Source organism: Gluconobacter sp. P5E10 (genome assembly GCF_018812145.1).
GTDB classification, from domain to species: Bacteria; Pseudomonadota; Alphaproteobacteria; order Acetobacterales; family Acetobacteraceae; genus Gluconobacter; species Gluconobacter cerinus.
In genome coordinates, this window is the sequence record NZ_JACRVZ010000001.1 from 784,494 (window position 1) to 804,364 (window position 19,871).

General features: G+C 55.5%; 19 protein-coding genes. 14 read left to right on the forward strand and 5 right to left on the reverse strand.

The features are described from left to right. The first annotated feature begins 67 nt into the window (after positions 1–67). On the forward strand, positions 68–1,513 hold the full coding sequence (locus tag KP707_RS03530; protein WP_211502145.1) for a glycoside hydrolase family 32 protein: 1,446 nt from the start codon (positions 68–70) through the stop codon (positions 1,511–1,513). Positions 1,514–1,517: 4 nt separating this feature from the next. Here KP707_RS03530 and KP707_RS03535 read toward each other — a convergent pair whose 3' ends face one another. Next, positions 1,518–2,822 carry an Hsp70 family protein gene (locus tag KP707_RS03535; protein WP_099210214.1) on the reverse strand — a complete coding sequence of 435 codons (1,305 nt, stop codon included), beginning with the start codon at positions 2,820–2,822 and terminating at the stop codon, positions 1,518–1,520. Positions 2,823–2,927: 105 nt separating this feature from the next. After that, positions 2,928–3,335 carry a helix-turn-helix domain-containing protein gene (locus tag KP707_RS03540; RefSeq protein WP_086634094.1) on the reverse strand — a complete coding sequence of 136 codons (408 nt, stop codon included), beginning with the start codon at positions 3,333–3,335 and terminating at the stop codon, positions 2,928–2,930. Between the two features lie 122 nt (positions 3,336–3,457). Between KP707_RS03540 and KP707_RS03545 the strand changes: the two genes are divergently transcribed. Next, entirely contained in the window at positions 3,458–4,012 is a 555-nt protein-coding gene (locus tag KP707_RS03545; RefSeq protein ID WP_211502146.1) for a flavodoxin family protein, read from the forward strand. A 52-nt stretch (positions 4,013–4,064) separates the two neighbouring features. On the opposite strand, the gene bioB is transcribed toward KP707_RS03545, so the two are convergent. Then, positions 4,065–5,090: a biotin synthase BioB gene (bioB, locus tag KP707_RS03550; protein ID WP_211502243.1), complete on the reverse strand. Its 1,026-nt coding sequence runs from the start codon at positions 5,088–5,090 to the stop codon at positions 4,065–4,067. A gap of 116 nt (positions 5,091–5,206) precedes the next feature. Between bioB and KP707_RS03555 the strand changes: the two genes are divergently transcribed. The 4 genes from KP707_RS03555 (at position 5,207) to KP707_RS03570 (ending at position 9,733) form a co-directional block, all read left to right on the forward strand. Then, positions 5,207–6,028 carry an acyl-ACP desaturase gene (locus tag KP707_RS03555; protein ID WP_046899547.1) on the forward strand — a complete coding sequence of 274 codons (822 nt, stop codon included), beginning with the start codon at positions 5,207–5,209 and terminating at the stop codon, positions 6,026–6,028. A 93-nt stretch (positions 6,029–6,121) separates the two neighbouring features. Beyond that, positions 6,122–6,754, forward strand: a complete 633-nt coding sequence (locus KP707_RS03560; RefSeq protein WP_211502147.1) for a Dabb family protein — start codon at positions 6,122–6,124, stop codon at positions 6,752–6,754. 14 nt (positions 6,755–6,768) lie between these two features. After that, positions 6,769–8,928 (forward strand): M13 family metallopeptidase, encoded by a 2,160-nt coding sequence (locus KP707_RS03565; RefSeq protein WP_211502148.1) that lies wholly within the window; start codon positions 6,769–6,771, stop codon positions 8,926–8,928. Positions 8,929–9,001: 73 nt separating this feature from the next. Continuing rightward, entirely contained in the window at positions 9,002–9,733 is a 732-nt protein-coding gene (locus KP707_RS03570) for a glycine betaine ABC transporter substrate-binding protein (RefSeq protein WP_064274085.1), read from the forward strand. Between the two features lie 51 nt (positions 9,734–9,784). On the opposite strand, the gene KP707_RS03575 is transcribed toward KP707_RS03570, so the two are convergent. Continuing rightward, positions 9,785–10,564 (reverse strand): acetoin reductase, encoded by a 780-nt coding sequence (locus KP707_RS03575; protein ID WP_211502149.1) that lies wholly within the window; start codon positions 10,562–10,564, stop codon positions 9,785–9,787. Positions 10,565–11,019: 455 nt separating this feature from the next. Between KP707_RS03575 and KP707_RS03580 the strand changes: the two genes are divergently transcribed. The 8 genes from KP707_RS03580 (at position 11,020) to mltG (ending at position 18,897) form a co-directional block, all read left to right on the forward strand. Next, on the forward strand, positions 11,020–12,447 hold the full coding sequence (locus KP707_RS03580; protein WP_373687772.1) for a carbohydrate porin: 1,428 nt from the start codon (positions 11,020–11,022) through the stop codon (positions 12,445–12,447). 124 nt (positions 12,448–12,571) lie between these two features. Next, the gene (locus tag KP707_RS03585; RefSeq protein WP_064274087.1) at positions 12,572–13,450 is read left to right on the forward strand and encodes a bifunctional 2-polyprenyl-6-hydroxyphenol methylase/3-demethylubiquinol 3-O-methyltransferase UbiG; all 879 of its coding nucleotides are present in this window, start codon (positions 12,572–12,574) and stop codon (positions 13,448–13,450) included. Between the two features lie 26 nt (positions 13,451–13,476). Next, positions 13,477–14,223 (forward strand): DUF2987 domain-containing protein, encoded by a 747-nt coding sequence (locus KP707_RS03590; protein WP_215751544.1) that lies wholly within the window; start codon positions 13,477–13,479, stop codon positions 14,221–14,223. A gap of 71 nt (positions 14,224–14,294) precedes the next feature. Continuing rightward, positions 14,295–15,239, forward strand: a complete 945-nt coding sequence (gene fabD, locus KP707_RS03595) for an ACP S-malonyltransferase (protein ID WP_211502152.1) — start codon at positions 14,295–14,297, stop codon at positions 15,237–15,239. A gap of 12 nt (positions 15,240–15,251) precedes the next feature. Next, positions 15,252–15,992: a 3-oxoacyl-[acyl-carrier-protein] reductase gene (fabG, locus tag KP707_RS03600; protein WP_046899539.1), complete on the forward strand. Its 741-nt coding sequence runs from the start codon at positions 15,252–15,254 to the stop codon at positions 15,990–15,992. A 202-nt stretch (positions 15,993–16,194) separates the two neighbouring features. After that, on the forward strand, positions 16,195–16,434 hold the full coding sequence (locus tag KP707_RS03605; protein WP_007282219.1) for an acyl carrier protein: 240 nt from the start codon (positions 16,195–16,197) through the stop codon (positions 16,432–16,434). Between the two features lie 120 nt (positions 16,435–16,554). After that, positions 16,555–17,838, forward strand: a complete 1,284-nt coding sequence (gene fabF, locus KP707_RS03610; RefSeq protein ID WP_202206687.1) for a beta-ketoacyl-ACP synthase II — start codon at positions 16,555–16,557, stop codon at positions 17,836–17,838. A gap of 18 nt (positions 17,839–17,856) precedes the next feature. Beyond that, positions 17,857–18,897 carry an endolytic transglycosylase MltG gene (gene mltG, locus KP707_RS03615; protein WP_211502153.1) on the forward strand — a complete coding sequence of 347 codons (1,041 nt, stop codon included), beginning with the start codon at positions 17,857–17,859 and terminating at the stop codon, positions 18,895–18,897. Positions 18,898–18,936: 39 nt separating this feature from the next. Here the strand turns inward: mltG and KP707_RS03620 are convergent, their stop codons facing one another. Next, positions 18,937–19,815 (reverse strand): lipid-binding SYLF domain-containing protein, encoded by an 879-nt coding sequence (locus KP707_RS03620; RefSeq protein ID WP_046899537.1) that lies wholly within the window; start codon positions 19,813–19,815, stop codon positions 18,937–18,939. Between the last annotated feature and the right edge of the window lie 56 nt (positions 19,816–19,871).

Sequence of the window (19,871 nt, forward strand, 5' to 3'; positions counted from 1 at the left end):
TTTCCGTCATTGCCAGAGCCGCCCCTCTCATTCGATAGTAACGAAATCGGAACGAGAAGGAGAGAAGATGAGGCCTACATCCAGACGAATGGTTCTTGGGTCTGGAGTGGCCTTGCTCGCTCTGAGGCTGACGCACAGGAGTCAGGCGCGGCCTTATCGTCTCCCGTCAGCCGCCGCTATGGCTGCAGATCGGTTGCGCCCTCAATATCATCTGATTGCCCCTTATGGGTGGATGAACGATCCCTGCGGCCCGGTCTGGGTCAATGGTCGTTATCACATGTTCTATCAGTGGGGTCCGGACAAGGCTGCGTTTGGAAACATTCACTGGGGCCACGCGACCAGCTCTGATCTCGTTCACTGGCATCACGAACCCGTTGCGATGAGCCCTGTCCCCGGGGGGCCAGATGCCCTTGGAGTTTTCAGTGGTTGCGTTGTGATCGTTGAAGATCAGGCGATCGCTTTTTACACGGGGATTGAGCCATCCGTGCAGTGCACGGCGACATCTGATCTTCAGATGATGCAATGGAAGCAGAACCCCGTCCCGGTTCTGTCTGAGCCTCCGCCGGGATTGCATGTTGATGGATTTCGCGACCCGCTCGTCTGGAAGGATCACGAGAGATGGCACATGCTGCTCGGCGCCAGCGTTCGGCAATCCGAGTTTGGTCCGGGTGGCGTCATTCTGAAATACGATAGCGAAAATCTGAAAGACTGGACCTATCGCACTGTTTTCTATGGCCCCACGCATCAGGCTGGCTCTTACGACGATGCCATGGAATGCCCGGATTTTTTTGTGCTCGGTGACACTTGGGTTCTGATCTACTCGCTGGGCAGTACTGTTTATTATGCCTCAGGCATTTACAGCGAAGGCGCATTTCATCCGCGCATTATTCAGCCGCTTGGATATGGCTCGTTCTATGCCGGACGGACCATGTTAGATGAGCACGGACGGCGCGTTCTCTGGGGTTGGGTGCCTGAAAAGCCTGAGCGCAGTCATGGGGCCATGGAAGCGGGCTGGAGTGGTGTCATGTCTTTACCGCGGGTTCTTACGGCTGACGGGGATGCGGCTCTGCGTCTTGCACCCCATCCCAATCTGGCAGCGTTGGAAGGCCCGCATTTCCGCCGACTCACGCCCTCATCCTGGGCCGCTCCCGATGGACCGAATGGCCGAATTCGTCTGACCTTTATCGGAACCGAGGCCGGGCGCCTGATATTTGGAGGGGAGGGGCCATTTCTGGAACTCGATTACGATCCATACCGGCCCGGAAAAGAATTGATGGCCAATGGAGATTCCGCACCCTTGCCATTGGCCGCCCGCAATATGCTGGATATTTTCGTAGATGGTTCGGTCGTGGAAATTTTCACCTCTTCCGGTGTCTGTCTCACGACCCGGGCTTATGGAAATACGAATGTGGCCTTCAAGTTGTCTTTGGAAGGAACGTTCCGTGAGGCCGTTGTCTCTGCCCGCGCGATGAGCCCCATTTCTCCAGATCGCCTGACCAGTAGCCCGGCCTGAACATTCAGGCCGAGGCTCTTGCTTCCACTTCGATCAGGGCTAGACCTTCAGCGACAGAGACGAATTCTGATCCGCCATCGACCCGGCTTTCACCAAAGCGATCCGTGAACAACTTTCGGACAGCCGGAACGAAAGACGTGCCGCCGGTGAGGAAGACGTGATCGATATCGTCAATGCCGAGGCCTGTAACGTTCAGGGCATCGTCGATGGCGGCTGCGAGTTTTTCCAGATCGGGTTTGATCCAGCTTTCAAAATCTGCGCGCGTGATGGTCTGCTCGATTTTCAGGTCCCGGTGGCTGAACTTCAGGACCGTGCTGTCGTGCCGTGAGAGATCGCTTTTGGCCTGACCAATCGCCCGATACAGGTTCTGGCCTTCCTGATCTTCAATCAGACGCAGCAGATTTCGCAGCTTCTGCGGATCGGAGGCCGTCTTTGCGACGTCTGCAATGCTGCGAAGGGTTTGAGGGGTCCGCATCAGGGACAGGCGATGCCAGCGCCCGAGGCTCGCATACCATTCAATAGGGACGGGAAGAGGCTGCCCACCCATCACCCGATACGTCGTGTCCCGACCAAGTGCTGGCGCGACGACATTGTCGATAATACGGAAGTCGAACTGGTCTCCTGCAATCCCGACACCGGAGTGACCCAGCGTGACGGTGCGCGGTGTGCCATGGGGGTCAAAGCGCATGACAGAGAAATCGCTTGTGCCGCCGCCAAAGTCTCCTACCAGCACAGTTGCTGGTGCATCCAGTCGCTGCATGAAGCGCCAGCCAGCCCCTTCGGGCTCAAGCACGACGTTCGGCTCAGTAAAACCTGCCTCGACAAAGCTTTCCTTCAGGCGCTTCACACCCAGATCGTCATCGGCCAGTTCACCCGCAAAGCGCACGGGCCGGCCGATCGTTGTGCTGACCTGCTCTGGTGTAATGCCGGCTTTGTCCATCAGGGAGCGCAGGAACCGGGCGATCAGGTTCTGAAGCGTCATGGTCGAGGCAAAAACACGTGTTTCGCGGAACGAGCCTTGAGCCAGATAGGTCTTCATGGACATGATGAGGCGGCTTTCTGCCGGATCATCCAGATAGGCCTCGATGGCATCAAGCCCAATAGCGTCCTGAAGAACGCGTCGATTGCCCTCCTGATCCATCCAGAGACAAAGCAGGGTGCGGCAGGTTTCGGAAGACGGGCTGTCAATGAAGTTGAAGATGGCAGGCTGCGTGTTGCCCTGTTCATCTGCGATGACGACGACACTATTGGTCGTTCCAAAGTCGATGCCGACGCGAATTTTTGGCGCTTTAAGAGGTTGCGTCGTCATTTTGGCTGGTCCCGTCCCGAATTCGCGAAGGGCGAGGGTTTAGGAAAGAACGGCTACGAGGCCAAGGGAAAAGTTGAAAAATGGCTTTATGAAAGGTCCAAAACGTCAGAGCGCGCTGTTTTTTGCTTCATCGTAAAGACGTTGAGAGTCCTGAATGTCAGCCATATGGGTTTCAGCCCAGTGCGTGAGGCTCGAAACAGCCTGGATCAGGGTCTCTCCAAGAGGTTTGAGGCTATATTCAACAGTGACGGGCACGGTTGGATAAGCTTGCCTTAAAATAAGCCCGTCGCGTTCAAGATTTTTCAGCACCTGAGACAGGATCTTCTGTGAAATCCCATTGATGTCCCGCTTGAGGGCATTGAAGCGCACAACGTCATTCTGAAGGCGGTCCAGCACGAGAAGGGCCCATTTGTCACCGAGCCTGTCCAGCACCATGCGGGTCGGACACTCTTTCGCATAGACGTTGAAACAGAGGTTTCGTGCCGGCGTGTCTGGTTTCTGCGAGGTTACCATGTGTCTTGAAAGTGCCTTCTTGCCCCGAATTTTCCAACATAATACCAGAAAGGGTGTTGGTTTCCAATGGATACCACGTATCACATTGTATGTTTGATCTCTTGGTTCGAAGGACAGGAACGATGTCTAAAGTCTTGGTCGTCTATCACTCAGGGTATGGGCACACCAAAGTGGTGGCGGAGCATGTGGCGCAGGGAGCTGAGGCTCAACTCGTGGCAATTAGCGCGGATGGTGAAATTACCGAGGCAGAGTGGGCCGCATTGGATGACGCGGATGCCATCATCTTTGGAACGCCAACCTACATGGGGAATGTGAGTTGGCAGTTTAAGAAATTTGCAGATGCCACGTCCAAAATTTGGTTCACGCGAGGCTGGCAGGACAAGGTGTTCGGTGGTTTCACGAACTCCGCCAGTCCGAACGGGGACAAGCAGGTGACGTTGATTACGCTGCAAACACTTGCATCCCAGCATGGTGGCATCTGGGTGAGTTTGGGAATTCCGCCGTCCAACACTCTTGAGGCAACGGGCGACGATCCGAACAATCTGGGTGGCTCAGTCGGTCTTCTGGCGCGCGCTCCAGCAAATGCGGGTGTCGATGGCGTTCAGAAGGGAGATCTGCTGACGGCTGAGCGCTATGGCCGTCGTGTGGCTGATATTGCGGCGCGTCTAAAAGCTTAATCAGCAATGTATGGGGCGAGGCACCGCAAACAGCATGCCTCGCCCTTGTCGGTTAGGACAGAGCCGCTTCGTAGGCAGCAACGTCTGGAACGGCAGGACGTAGCGTTCCCGTTTCTGCTTCAGACTGAACCATTGGCGTCATGCCCAGAGCGGACAGAAGCTGACGGTCACGGTGCTCAGCAGGGTTTGGCGTGGTGAGGAGCTTTTCACCACAGAAGATGGAGTTGGCACCTGCGAGGAAGCACAGAGCATGTGCCTCATCGGTCATGTTTTCACGCCCTGCCGCCAGACGCACATGGCTTTCCGGCATCATGATGCGGGCTGTAGCGATGATGCGAACGAATGTGATCGGATCGACCGCTTCAGCTTCGCCTAACGGTGTGCCTTCAACGCGAACGAGCAGATTGATGGGTACGCTCTCGGGATGCTTCGGCAGGTTGGCGAGTGTCATCAGCAGGCCGGCGCGGTCGGACAGATCTTCGCCCATACCCACGATTCCGCCACAGCAGACATTAATGCCGGCATCACGCACGTTTGACAGCGTATCGAGCCGCTCCTGATACGTGCGGGTGGAGATGATGGAGCCGTAGAATTCCTCAGAGGTGTCGAGGTTGTGGTTGTAATAATCCAGCCCGGCATCCTTCAGGCGCTGAGACTGTACGGAGTCCAGCATTCCCAGCGTGACGCATGTTTCGAGACCAAGGGATTTAACGCCCTCGATCATCTCACAGACGGAGTCGAGATCGTGGTCCTTCGGGGAGCGCCAGGCAGCACCCATGCAGAATCGGCCTGCGCCTGCTGCCTTTGCTGCACGCGCCTCGGTCATCACCTTTTCGACGGCCATCAGACGCTCGGCCTTCACGCTTTTTTCGTGTCGGGCGCTCTGCGGACAGTAGGCGCAGTCTTCGGGGCAACCGCCTGTCTTGATCGAAAGAAGCGTGGAAATCTGCACTTTTGTGGGGTCGAAATAACGACGGTGCAGTTCCTGGGCGCGGAACATCAGGTCCGGGAAGGGGAGGTTGATCAGCGCTTCAACCTCAGCGCGCGTCCAGTCGTGGCGGACGTCTGGCTGTGTCATTTTCTGAGCCGTCACGGGGCTTTCTCCAACGTTGTTGCGTCACACCTACCCAAAATGGCCCCGGCGTGTCATCTCATCGTCATGATTATGAGCCGGAAAACGGACGAGGCAAAGCGATGAAACACTGGCGTATCGAGCAGATGGACTGGGATTCCTTTGATCCATCCCGCGTGGACCCGGATATCATTCCTCTGGTGAAGTCTGCTTCAGTCGTTGAAAAGAATGGCTTGGACTACGCTGAATATCTGAGACACGTCTTTGTGGGAGACCCGGATTTCAGCGCAGCAACAGCCAACTGGGCAGTGGAAGAAGTTCAGCACGGAGATGCTCTGGGCCGCTGGGCCATGCTGGCAGATCCGAGCTGGGACTATGAAGAGGCGTTTGAGCGCTATCGCGCAAGTTACAAGATTGATGCAGACGTCGATGCGTCTATCCGCGGGTCCCGCACGGGTGAACTGATCGCGCGTTGTATGGTCGAGACGGGAACGTCGTCTTTTTACACGGCGCTGGCGGATGCGACAGATGAGCCCCTGCTGAAAGCTATCTGCAAGCAGATTGCCGCCGACGAATACCGGCATTTCAAACTCTTCTATGATCACATGCATCGCTATCTGAAGCGCGAGAAGCTCAGTGTCTGGGCACGGACGCGCATTGCTCTTGGGCGTGTAACCGAGAGTGAGGACGATGAGTTGGCGTCCGCCTATCACACGACCAATGAATCCCCGGACATGCCCTATGATCACAAGCGCTGCATTGCGGCTTACATGTCCAAAGCCATGGGATTCTACCAGCAGAAGCACATTGATCGTGTGACGGCGATGATCTTCAAGACAATCGGCTTCACCCCGCATTCCCGTTGGCAGAAGCTGGCAGCGAATGGGGTGTATCGACTGATCCAGTGGCGTCGCAAATCGTTTCAGCGCCAGATTGCGGCCTGACGGTTCGTCAGACTTACGGAAATTCACAAGACGGAAGAGGCAATTTCGTGCCATGAAGGGCTGCATTTTCTGTCTTGTAACTGGAGCTTGAGAATGGACGTTCGACCACTTCTGTCCCGTCGCTTTATCTGGGGAGCAGCTGCCCTTCTGTCCATCGCAGGGCTGTCGCAGGGCTTCTCAGCCAAAGCAGATCCGTACTCGTTGCCGATCGCGACATCAGGCCCGGTGACAAGCGACACACCGGCAGCCGCAACGGTGGCCTCCCAGCAGCTTGCCCGACAGGTCGGATACGCGCAGTTTACAGCGGCGGACTGGCATGTTGGCACCGTGCGGCACATGGTGATGTTCCGGTACAAGAAGGACGCCACGACGGCACAGCGTGCAGAAGTGTCCGGCCGTTTTCTGCATCTTGCACAAGACAGCCGCCGCCCGGACGGCCGCCCCGTTGTGGTGAGCATTGAGACCGGGTTCCAGAATAGTGGCGAAGGTGTAGAGGGCGGCCTGCAGCAGGCGTTCTTCGTAACGTTCCGCTCTGAAGGGGACCGGAACTACTATGTTGGCAAGCCCGTCGTGACAGATCCGGCGTTCTTTGACCCTGCCCATGAGGCCTTCAAGGAATTTGCCGGGCCATATCTCGATAAGGTTATGGTCTTTGATTATGACGTGCTGGCTGTCTCCGCACCCGCTGACAAAGCACGCAAGACAACCCGCAAAAGCGGGAAGTAACAAAAAGTCTCCGTTTGTATGGATGGCCTTTTGACGAAATGATCTTTTATGCCTCATGCTACGGCGATCGCCAGAACATGAGGCATAATGTGAAGACTACAGTTTCTGTTAAACGCCACCTGACGCAAGGTGCGAGTGTACTTGCGCTGGCTATGGGCCTTACAGCCGCAAGTGCACAGGCCGCCGGTTACAATTCAGGCTGGGGCTTTGATGAAGCCGGCATGAACCATAGCGTTAAGCCGGGCGACAATTTCTTCGAATATGCCAACGGCACGTACCTCAAGAACCTGAAAATTCCAGGCGATATGAGCAGCTATGGGCCGTTCCGTATTCTGTACGAACTGTCCATGGAGCGCCAGAAGGCGATCCTGAGCGAAGCACAGAAGCACGTTTCTGCCGAGCCGTCTGACGACATGGGCAAGATCGGCACTTTCTACGCCAGCTATCTGGACCAGAAGGCCGTTGATGCTCTGGGAGCCAAGCCGCTTGCTGTGGATCTGGAGAATATCCGCAAGGTCAGTGATGCCAAGAGCCTGGCCGAAGCGTTTGGTACGTCCCTGAATTCCATGGCGTTCTCGACGTTCCAGATTGGCGTCGAGCAAGATCAGAAAGATCCGGAACATTATATGCTCATGCTTGATCAGGGCATGAGCATTGGCGTCAGCGGTGGCCTGGGCCTGCCCGATATCAGCTACTACACAGACCCGAAGCTTGCCGACAAGAAAAAGGCCTATCAGGCTTACGTCGCGAAGATGCTGACGCTTGTGGGCTGGGCTGATCCAGCCAAGAACGCGCAAGCTGTCGTCGATCTTGAAACGGCGCTTGCCAAGGTTGAGATCCCCCGCGATCAGACGCGTGATCCGCTCAAGCTCTACAACCCGATGACGGTCACGCAGCTGCAAAAGATCGCTCCAGACTTTGACTGGGTCACGTTCCTGACGACTGCAGGGCTTCCGGCCGAAAATATTGCCGATCGCAAGGTGGATGTGCGTGAGCCGGATGGCATCGCAGCCATGTCCCGCGTTCTGAAGAAGGCTGATTACAGCGTACTTCAGGCCTGGCTAGCCTTCCATCTGGCAGATAATGCTGCAGCCTATCTGTCTCATGATTTTTCTGACGCGTCCTTTGACTTCAACAGTCGCACCCTGTCGGGCGTGGCGCAGCAGTCTCCGCGTTGGAAGCGTGCGACGCGCGTGACCAATGGCGCCATGGGCTGGGCTCTGGGCAAGATCTACGTTGCCCGTTATTTCCCGCCGTCAGCACAGGCTCAGATTACAGAGCTGGTGCAGAAGGTGAAGTCCTCCTTCCATGATCGGCTTGAGCACAACACATGGATGGACGAGCAGACCCGTAAGGCTGCTCTGAACAAGCTGGATCACTTCGCTATTCAGGTTGGCTATCCTAAAAAGTGGTGGGACTACAGCAACCTCGTAGTTCGCAAGGGCGACGTGTATGGCAATGCTGTGCGTGGCGCCGCGTTTAACTGGCAGCATGAGCTGAACAAGCTCGACAAGCCGGTGGATCGTGACGAGTGGGGCATGACGCCGCAGACTGTGAACGCCTACAACGATCCGACGATGAACGAGATCGTTTTCCCGGCTGCCATCCTTCAGCCGCCGTTCTTCGATCCGAAGGGCGATATGGCTGTGAATTACGGTGCCATTGGTGGCGTGATCGGTCATGAGATGAGCCATGGCTTTGACGACCAGGGCCGTCATTATGATGAACATGGCCGCCTGAATGACTGGTGGACCAAAGCATCTTCGGATGCCTTCCAGAAGCTGGCCGATCGTCTTGGTGCACAATATGACGCGCAGGAGCCTCTGCCGGGCACGCACGTGAACGGCAAAATGACCATGGGCGAGAATATTGCGGATTCCGGCGGGTTGAACCTCGGTCTGCAGGCTTATCATGACTCCCTGCATGGCAAGCCGCAGACAACCGTTCATGGCCTGACAGGCGATCAGCGCGTGTTCCTGGGCTGGGCACAGGTGTGGCGTGAGAAGGATCGTCCGGATGCGCTGCGCCAGCAGATGCTTTCGAACGAGCATGCCCCGGCCGTAACGCGTGTGAACATGCCAGCGCACAATATTGACGCTTGGTACGATGCATTCGGCGTAAAAGAGGGCGACCAGCTCTATCTGGCCCCGGATCAGCGCGTAAAGATCTGGTAAGGGTCGTGACAAAATGAAGCGTGAGGCTTATCCACGGTCTCACGTTTCAATTTTCTGACTGACGGACTGCCTCATGACGCAAATGACGATCGGCCATCTGTACACCTCGCTTCATGCCGGGTGTGCCAGTGCGGTCGCCCGTGTTCTCGAAGCGCATGAGGTGGACGTCGAGTTTGTGGACCTCGACCCTGAAGATGTGGCGGAAGCCATGGAGCAGGGCGAAGTCGATCTTCTGGTCTCTGCCTGGTTCCCGCGCGATGAAAAATTCGCTGGGCCTGGCTTTCGTGTCATCGGGGATCTGTATCAGCCGCAGATTTCGTTTGCTGCGCTCCGTGCGCTCGGTCCTGTCAATGCGCTGACATCAGCCGAAGTGGATCGGGTGATCGTTGCGGAGGACAGCCGCGAAATTCTTGAAAAAGCACTCAAGCAGCTTCCAGCCCTTTCTTCCCTGCCGCTTGAAGTTGTGGGGGAGGCCGCTCTGATCGGTCGTTTGGAAAAGGCGCAGGCAGACGGCGAATCTCCGCTTGTGGTCGCCACTCAGCCACATGCGGTGTTCCACACCGCGTTGCTGACGCTGGTTGAGGACCCTGACAAGCTGCTCGGCGGGGAAATGTCTGCGCGCATGGTGCTGCGGGAAGATGTAGCCCGCAAGGCAGACACGGATCTTCTTGACGAATTGTCCGAGATGATGCTCGGCAACAAGGTCATGAGTGCGCTGGATTATAACATCGGCGTTGAAGGGCAGGACCCTGATGATGCTGCGGAAGCATGGCAGCGTGGACGTCTTATTCCGCGGGATGCCTGAGGATTTCAAAAAAGGGCCGGATTTCTCCGGCCCTTTTTTGTATCTACAGCCTTAGCGGTAGACGAGGCCGCCATCGATCAGGATGGACTGGCCAGTAATGTAATCGGAATCTTTGCCCGACAGGAATGCGACGAAGCCAGCAACGTCGTCCGCTGTTTCGACCCGTCCGAGCGCAATGCCTTCAACATACTTCTTGTACGTTGCGCCCAGCTCAGCGCCGGTAATCTCAGACATGCGCTTGTCGATCTCGACCCACATATCCGTTCCGACGATGCCCGGGCAGTAGGAGTTCACGGTGATACCGAAGGCGGCCAGTTCTTTGGCGGCCGACTGCGTCAGTGCGCGAACTGCGAACTTTGTGGAAGAATAGATCCCGAGAAGGGGAAAGCCTTCATGGCCAGCGATGGAGCAGGCATTGATGATCTTGCCCTTCTTGCCGGTCTCTTTGAAAATGTTGGCCGCAGCCTGGATACCCCAGATCACGCCCTGAACATTAATGCGGTAAATCTTCTCAACTTCTTCCTGGGTGACGTCCAGAAGAGGCTTCACCTGACAGATGCCGGCGTTATTGACCATGATATCGAGGCCGCCAAGCTGGCTGGAGGCTTCTTTCAGGGTCTTCTGAAATTCATCGCGATTGCTGATGTCAGCCGTTAGAGCGATAGCACGCCGACCAAGAGCCTCAACTTCCTTGGCGGCTTGCTGAACGGTTTCCTGTTTGACATCCAATAGAATGATGTCAGCTCCTTCGCGCGCCAGACGAAGAGCGATGGCCTTGCCGATACCTTGAGCCGCCCCGGTTACAGCGGCAATTTTACCAGAAAGAGACATGCAGAAATTTCCTCTCTCTTCATGCGCCACGAAATGTGGTTCGCACGAATAGTAAACGTCTTCTGCTTTCAGGCTTTGATTTTCCACAAAAAAAGACATGTTTTCGAAAATAGGCACGCAAACGTGTTTCATGTGAAAGAAATATTACATAACTAATTTTCTAAATTAACGATTTTGTAGATATTTGAATATTAATATAATATTTACTTCACTTACACAAGTATTTTTACTTTAAAGCGAATAATAAAAAATATTTTAATTATTTTATATTTGTGAATTATTAATCAAATTTACGAGAAATTCTAAAATGTTAATTACGCTACAATGCTCCGTCGCGTAGGGATTTTGCATGCTCACTCTGGATCGGGCGCAATTCGTTTCAGAGGTCGTGATGTAACATTATTCCTGTTCAAATAGGGGCGCCAGATTTGCATCTTCGTGTGCTGGGTTATGCTCTGAGAAGCTCATGGTTCGTGTGGTTTTTCAGTATTTTCGTATCGCTGCCTGCTTTTGCTCAGGTCATGGACCGCGATATTGGATCTGCGCCAAGTCAGTTGGTTTCAACGCCTCTTCCTGTGCACGCATCGCGTGAAACAACCGTTCCAGCATTTTCCCATCCTGAGGCTATCGTCTCCAATCCTTTGTCAGACTGGCTGCGTAAGCGTGGCATCAATTTCCTCGTCGATAATACAAATGAATTTGCCGGAGCGATAACGAAGCCGACGCGCGGAACAACGCCGGGGTTTGAAAACTACAAGCAGGGCGCGAGCAATGCGGGCCAGTATGCCATGCAGCTTGATGTTGACTGGGAAAAGCTTGCTGGTCTGCGTGGTTTTGCGACGCACATGATTACGGTGGGGCGATACGGTACGACGGCCAATCGCATGTTTGGTGACTGGCTCAATCATGCTTCCGAAGATTATGGCGGTGGCGGRAATGTTGTCGTGCATTTGGTCTATATGTACGGGGAAGAAACGCTTTACGGTGGGCGTCTGGCGATCGCCGCTGGCCGTATGTCAGAAATTTCAGATTTTGCGGCGAGCCCTTTGTTCTGCAATTTCCAGAACGGTAGTTTCTGCGGTCGTCCTAAAGGGATTACGGACACGAATTTTGACGCTGGCTATCCTGCTGCGACCTGGGGATTTCGGGTTCGAGGACGGCCGGTGCGGTCTGTCTATGTCCAGACGGGGGTGTATCCGATCGAAAACGGGATTTATCAGGTCTATCAGCATCGGACCGGATTCAAATTCAATGGGGCCAATATCATCGGGTATGCGGCACCGATTGAAACAGCCTGGGAACCGGTTTTCGGGCATGGCACGTTGCCGGGCCATTACAAATTCGGTGCCCAGCTCTTCAGTACGCCGCAGACTGACAACTATTACGATCTGTATGACGGTTCTTATGCCGAGAGCGGACTTGCGCATAAAAAGCGAAGCGCGTCTTGGTCAACCTGGGTCATGCTAGATCAGCAGTTGCTGCACTATCTGGCAAAGGGCTCAGGCCTGACGGCGATGACGGGGCTTATTTACAATGATCCCCATACATCCCTGCGCCGGTATCTCGTTTATGGTGCACTGATTAACCGCGGATTTCTGAAGTCTCGACCCTATGATACGCTCGGATTTTCGCTGACCTACACCAAGATTGCATCCGGTGTGAGCCGAAGTGAAGCTGCGCTGATCCGGAAAGGGCAATCACTTCCCAATCATGCGACAGGTGTTCAGCAGGATGCTGTCGTGATGGAGTTCAACTACGCTATCCACGTTGTGAAGGGTGTGATTTTTACGCCTTTGTTTGAATATTACATTCACCCGAATGCCCAATACAATCTGCGGGATGCGGCTCTTTTGGGGTTTAAGAGCCATATCCAGTTTATGTGAGAACTCTTTCTTGCTGTGTATCTGAAAGGCGCGGGGCAGGATTTTTCATGCGTAGGTGGCTTGGTTCTCTTGTTGGTGGAAGTGCGTTAATAAATCGTTACTGACATGGCGTAACGGTAGAAGAATGACCCACTCCGACAGGACGGATGCTGTTTTTGAAGCCTTTCACGGGCTTGCGGATGAAGAATGGCTGCATGTTCTGGTCTCGTCCCTTGGCGGACACGAGGTGCGGGGCGTTCGGATGCCTGAGTTCCCCCCGGATGATCTTCAGCGTGAAATTCATGGGCATCATGGGGAAGTTTCGATTCATGAGGCGCATGTCTTTTATCGGGAAATAAAGGCGTATTGCGCCTACGCGGGAAGGCCTGTGAGGCCTGAGACTTCCGTTCTTGATTTCGGATGTGGGTGGGGGCGGATGGCGCGTCTTTTCATGAAAGATGTGCGATCCCAGTCCCTCGTCAGTGTCGAGCATACGGACCGCTTTCTCATGGCGGCACGGCGCGCCAATCCATTTCTTCCCTTCTTGCAGGCAGGGCTGGTGCCCCCATTGCCGCTCGTGCCCGGTACGCTGGATCTGATCACGTCCTGGTCAACATTTTCACATCTGGATGAATTTCTGGCCGGCCACTGGATGAGGGAGTTTCATCGGCTTCTGAAGCCAGATGGGTTGGTTGTTTTTACAACGCAGAGCCGGCGGTTTCTGTCATTTTGTGCAGAGCAGCGCTTGCGTCGTGCTTCTGGAATGCAACTGGAGCATCCATGGCATGAAGCCTGTGCAAACAGTTTTGTGGATGAAGCGCAGGCAAATTCACATTTTGAAGCCGGACGCTTTCTTCATGCAGCGTCTGCAAAGCGTCCTCAGCCTCAGGCGCATTATGGAGAGGCCATCATACCACGGAACTATATTCTTAAGGCTTGGGGCGGGATGTTTCGCCTGATCGAATATCTGGATAATCCGGTAAGGCTGCCGCAGGTTCTGATTGTTCTGCAAAAAATTGAATAGGACATCATTTGTTGTAAAGTAAATTCATGACCTATCGTCTTCTGACGGGATGTTTCATCGCATTCCTTTCCTGTGTCGGGCTTCACGAGGCGCACGGTGCCTCCGAGGAGCATCTCATTGTCGCTGGCCGACATGACGTGCGCGTTGCGACATATCAGGACATCGCACGCATCTATGAGCGGTTTGAGCGCTTTCCGCAGGCGGCAAAAGAGGGTCTTTCACTTCATTTCACAGGCGAGTTGCTGCCTGACCATGATTACCCCTCAAAAGCGCGGCTTATGGTTCATAGCCGGGATGGGGATCTCCCTTTGTTCTTCGGCCAGGACCGGGACATGCATTTCCCGCTGACAGACCGCCTGAAGGCAGAGAACCCGCCAGTCCTTCAGACAGAAGCCATTGGGCATAATGTCAGAACGGAGCTGTCTCTGGTGGTCGCGTTGCCTGCGTCGCAGACATTTACCGGCATAGAGGCTCGTCACTGGCTGCGTCAGGTCAATGCGTGCATTCGTGATCTGACGGGTGTGATCTTGTCCTGGTTCATGCCGGATGCTCATCGGCTCAAGATAGATATTGCTCCGGGAGCAAATTTTGAGGCGGTGACGAGTGGCACCGTCCGGATGTTGGCGTCAAACGTGAGTAGGGAGCCAATGACTGTTCTGCTTCGACCGCAGGACTATGCAGAGGATACGGTATTCCGTTCCAGCAAGCCCTTTGGCCGGGTACGGGTTAAAATTCCGGGTGAGGTATACGTGACATTCACACCTGACAGATAACGCAGAATTTGACAGATCGCGTGTGAAACAGCATCACCCTGAGCCTGTTTTTCATGCCAGCAGGGGGATCCATGTCGGTTCACGCTTTTGTCTTTCCGGGTCAGGGCAGTCAGTCAGTCGGAATGGGGCAGGCCCTGCATGATGCCTTTGCTTCATCCCGCGCCGTTTTTCAGGAAGTTGACGATGCCCTCGGAGTGCATCTGTCAAAGCTGATGTTCTCCGGCGAAGCGGACGAACTGACAAAGACCGAGAACACGCAGCCGGCACTTTTTGCCGTATCGCTCGCTGCTGTTTGTGCCCTTGAAACCGAAGGTGGCTTCAAACTGGCAGACAAGGCCGCTTTGCTGGCGGGTCATTCTCTTGGAGAATATTCTGCTCTTGCTGCCGCTGGCACGCTCGGTATTGCTGAAGGTGCCCGTCTGCTGCGTCTGCGCGGTCAGGCAATGCAGCGGGCTGTTCCTGCAGGTGAGGGCGGCATGGCAGCTCTTCTCGGAGTTGAGGCTGAGCAGGCGCAGTCCATCTGCGAAGATGCAGCCCAAGGGCAGATCCTTGAGATCGCCAATGATAACGGCGGTGGCCAGATTGTTGTGTCTGGACACATGGATGCCGTGGATCGCGCTATTGCCCTTGCCAAGGAGCGTGGCATCAAGCGGGCTGTGAAACTTCCGGTCTCCGCGCCGTTTCATTCGTCACTGATGGCGCCTGCCGGTCGTGAAATGGCCGAAGCACTTGCAACGGCTACACTGAATGCGCCAAGCGTCCCGGTTATTGCCAATGTGACTGCTGCGAAGGTCACGGATACTGATGCGATCCGCGACCTTCTGGTGAAGCAGGTTACGGGAACGGTCCGCTGGCGCGAAAGCGTTCAGGCCATGGCGGCCATGGGCGTGACAAACATGCATGAACTGGGAGCTGGCAAGGTGCTTTGCGGTCTGGCGCGTCGTATTGCTCCTGATCTTGCCACGGACAATGCTGGCACACCTGCTGAAATCGAAGCCCTGCTCAAGGCTCTGTAAGGACAACGAACCATGTTCTCTCTTTCTGGCAAGATCGCACTCGTCACGGGTGCATCCGGTGGCATCGGTGCAGCTATTGCCCGTCAGCTTCACGCGCTCGGCGCAACGGTTGTTCTCAGCGGCACACGTGAAGCGGCTCTGAAGGAACTGGCAGACAGCCTGGGTGAGCGTACGCATATTGCGGTTGCTAACCTGTCGGATGCGTCTGAAGCTGATGGTCTTGTGGCTAAGGCTGAAGAAGTGGCCGGGGCTCCGCTGGACATTCTGGTGAACAATGCGGGTCTGACGCGCGATACGCTCGCCATTCGCATGAAGGACAGTGACTGGTCGCAGGTCATGACGGTGGATCTGGAAAGCCCGTTCCGTCTGGCCCGCGCTGCCCTTAAGGGTATGCTGCGCCGCCGCGCTGGCCGCATCATTTCCATCGCGTCTGTTGTTGGAACGACAGGAAATGCGGGTCAGGCCAACTATGCAGCCGCAAAGGCTGGCATCGTTGGTATGAGCAAGTCTCTGGCTCAGGAAGCTGGTCCGCGTGGTGTGACGGTCAATGTTGTGGCTCCTGGTTTCATTGAAACGCCAATGACGGATGTGCTGTCTGAGGGTATCCGCGAAAAGCTGGTTGGCTCCATTCCGCTCGGTCGGATGGGAAACCCGGATGACGTGGCCGCGGCAGTGGTGTATCTGGCTTCTGACGAGGCTGCTTGGGTCACGGGAACGACCCTGCACGTCAACGGTGGCATGGCCATGGTCTGAGACGCTTGGCGTTTCAGGTCAAAGCGTGCTAATCGCGCGCTGCTTTGCCCGGTCTGATGAAGGCCGATGTCCGGTTCGGCCGGTGGCAACGCCTTTCCGAAAGGAGAGGTGGCCTGCGCTGGAAGCCCGGATGGGTTCCCGGACTGGCAGACGGCAATACGAGTTTTTTGTAACGCCCTGAACGGGCAGAAGGAACAAACAGATGAGCGATATCGCTGACAAGGTGAAGAAGATCGTTGTCGAGCACCTCGGCGTTGAAGAAAGCAAGGTCACGCCGGAAGCGTCTTTCATTGACGATCTGGGCGCAGACAGCCTCGACACGGTTGAGCTGGTCATGGCTTTCGAAGAAGCTTTCTCCGTCGAGATCCCGGAAGATGCAGCCGAGAAGATCGCCACCGTCAAGGACGCGATTGACTACATCGAGAAGCAGAAGGCTGCCTAAGGCGCTTTCGGGACTGGTCTAAGGCTGGTCCCATCCCGCCTCGATTACCAGGGGCGGATACACGGAGCGGCGTTCAGGCCGCATCGTATGGTCGTTTACAACGTGAGACATGAGGCATCGATGAGCGGGAATGCAATCAACGGAAGACGCGTCGTCGTTACCGGAATCGGTGTTGTCAGCCCACTTGCGGTGGGTGCGGAACTGACGTGGAAGCGTCTGATCGAAGGGCAGTCCGGTATCGGGCGTATTACCCATTTTGATCCTTCCGAACTCCCTGCGCAGGTCGCTGGTCAGGTTCCTGAGGGACCGACCGAAGAAGGCGGTCTCACGCTGTCTGACTGGGTGCCGGTCAAAGACCAGAAGAAAATGGATCGCTTCATCCATCTTGGTCTGGCCGCTGCCATCCAGGCCGTCGAGGACTCGGGCTGGAAGCCTGAGAACGAAGATGATCGCTGCGCCACAGGCGTGATGATCGGCTCCGGTATCGGTGGTCTACAGACGATTTATGAAGGTTCTCTGACAGTTTCGAGCGGCAAGGCCCGTCGTCTGTCACCGTTCTTCATTCCGTCCGCGCTTATCAATCTCATTTCCGGTCATCTTTCGATCCGCTACGGCTTCAAGGGACCGAACCATGCTGTCGTTACAGCCTGCGCTACAGGCGTGCATGCGATCGGCGACGCGTCCCGTCTGATCCAGTACGGTGATGCAGACGTCATGATTGCCGGTGGTGCGGAAGCAGCCATCTGTTCGCTGGGTATTGCCGGTTTCTGCTCGGCACGTGCGCTCTCCACCGGTTCTAATGAAGATCCGACCAAGGCGTCCCGTCCGTGGGACAAGGATCGTGATGGCTTCATCATGGGTGAGGGTGCCGGTGTGGTCGTGCTGGAAGAGTACGAGCATGCCAAGGCTCGCGGTGCCAAGATTTATGGCGAAATCGGCGGCTATGGCCTGTCTGGCGACGCTCATCACATCACAGCCCCGGCTGAAGGTCATGAAGGCGCGTTCCGCGCCATGAAGGCCGCCCTGAAGAACAGTGGTCTTCAGGCATCCGATATCGACTACGTTAACGCGCATGGCACCTCCACCATGGCTGACGATCTGGAACTGGATGCGGTCGAGCGTTTCTTTGGCGACCATGCCAAGAACCTGGTGATGTCATCCACCAAGTCCGCCATTGGTCATCTTCTTGGCGCAGCTGGTGCTGTGGAGGCGATTTTCTGCCTTCAGGCCATCCGTGACGGCATCGTGCCGCCCACGCTGAACCTTGAAAATCCGGCACGCGAGAGCGTAATCGATCGTGTGCCTCTGAAGGCTCAGAAGCGTAAGGTTGATGTCGCTCTATCCAACAGCTTCGGGTTTGGCGGCACGAATGCCAGCATTATCCTGAAGCGCTGCAAGGACTGAGCGGAGTCGTTTTGATTTATGCCTGAAAGCCAGCCGGACGGCGAAGAAAACAGAAAACCTCTTCTTCCCCCCAAGGCTGGCCGTAAGCTGGCAATCTTTATGGCGCCGCTGCTTTTTGTCGCAGCAACGGTGGCCGGATACGGTCATTACACTGACCCTGGTCCGCTTCCTGAAACAAAAGCTTTTGTCATTCCACGCGGTAATAACGCGACGGTTACGAAAGCTCTTCAGGATGACGGAATTCTTTCCCCAACATGGTCCTCCGGAGCCTTCTTCCGGCTATCAGCCTTCCTGACGCATCGGGATGGACAGATTCATGCGGCGGAACTTCAGTTTCCCGCACGAGCATCTGTGGCTCATGTGCTGGAAATTTTGCGGCATGGTAAACCTGTTTCCCATCAGTTGACTGTTCCTGAAGGTCTGACTGCGCTGAAGATTGCGGATATTCTTCGCAAAGCACCGTTCCTGACGGGAGACGTTCCTCAAATTGTGGAGGGAAGCGTTCTTCCTCAGACGATTGCCTATGTTCGTGGCACTGCAAGGCAATCCATGGTTGATCGCCTGAAGCGCATGATGGACGCTCAGGTGCAGTCCATCTGGGACAAGCGGGATGTGGAAGCTCTGGATGGTCTGATACAGAACCCGCAGGATCTGGTGACGCTTGCATCCCTGATCGAGCGGGAAACAGCGGTGCCGACTGAACGTCCAATGGTGGCGCGCGTCTTTCTGAACCGCCTCAAACTTGGCATGCGCCTTCAGACGGATCCAAGCGTCATTTATGGCCTTAGCGAAGGTCTTGGGACGTTGGACCGCCCGTTGACGCATGATGATCTTCAGGTCCCTGGCCCATACAATACCTACCTGGAAACTGGCCTGCCACCGGGGCCAATCTGCTCACCGGGCAAGACGTCTCTTGAGGCTGCGGCACATCCAGCAGAAGGAAAGGCGTTATATTTCGTCGCTACGGGTGAGGGTGGTCATAGTTTCTCTGAGACGCTTCAGGAGCAGGACCGGAATATCCGCGCATACCGAGAAAAAATCCCAGTCGTCCCACAATAAAAAAAGCCCCGCATTTTCGTGTGCGGGGCTTTTTTTGTCTTACTTCACAGGGTTCAGAGATGAACTCTGCACACCTCGTGTTTGGGTGCTGTAAGGCTTTGAGGTGTCGTAATTGCTGGGATAAGGGCTGCTGCTTACGGGGTCGATATCCGTTGACGTGCTCCCCTGAGAGGCTGGAGCTGTTGCGCTTGTTGAGCGGGCCGTGGATGCCGTTGGTAGTTTCGCAATGTTCATCATCATGCGACGAAGCGGATCGGCAGACGGATTGTTGACGCGCATCGTCACGATAATGTCTTCAGGACCAACAGCCTGATTGTAGTAAGCGCGGTTCGCGCCGCTATCCACTGTCAGCTTGGAGCCACCAAGGGCTGCGCCCGCATAAAGGCCCTGAGCCTTCTGTGCCGCATAGATGTCCGTATTCTTTGCTCCGGCCGTGCTGCTTTCAACACCAGTTCCGATCGTGGCGAAAGAGGCGGATGCTGTCGCATCAAACTTGAACTGGCTATCCAGCAGGGCCTGAATGCCGCGCTGGGACATGATGAAGAAAATCATCTCGGAGTTCTGGACGCCAACCTGAACACCCAGAGACCCCGTGCTCAGACGGTAGAATGCTGGATCAGACCATGACCCACGCGCATCGCGGCTCATGAGGACGCAGCGACCGCCAGAGCCTCCCAGACCGAAAGACATGTTCAGAACAGACGGGCACACCATGACGGCTTTGGCTTCCGCCAGAAGCTGCTGTGAGCGGGATGTCGAGGTTGTTTTGGCAAACAGGTCCTGAACAGCCAGCGTCGCTTTATCTACAACGATCTGCTGTTCGCTTGCTGTCGTGGTGGTGGTGCCAGAACACGCAGCGAGCGTTGCACACCCTGTGGCGGCAAGAACGGTCGAACGCAGGAGACCGGACAGGGTCATAAAACTTACCTTCTGCTAACGGCAAAAATGGATCTGTCCCGCACTATGCGTGAAAT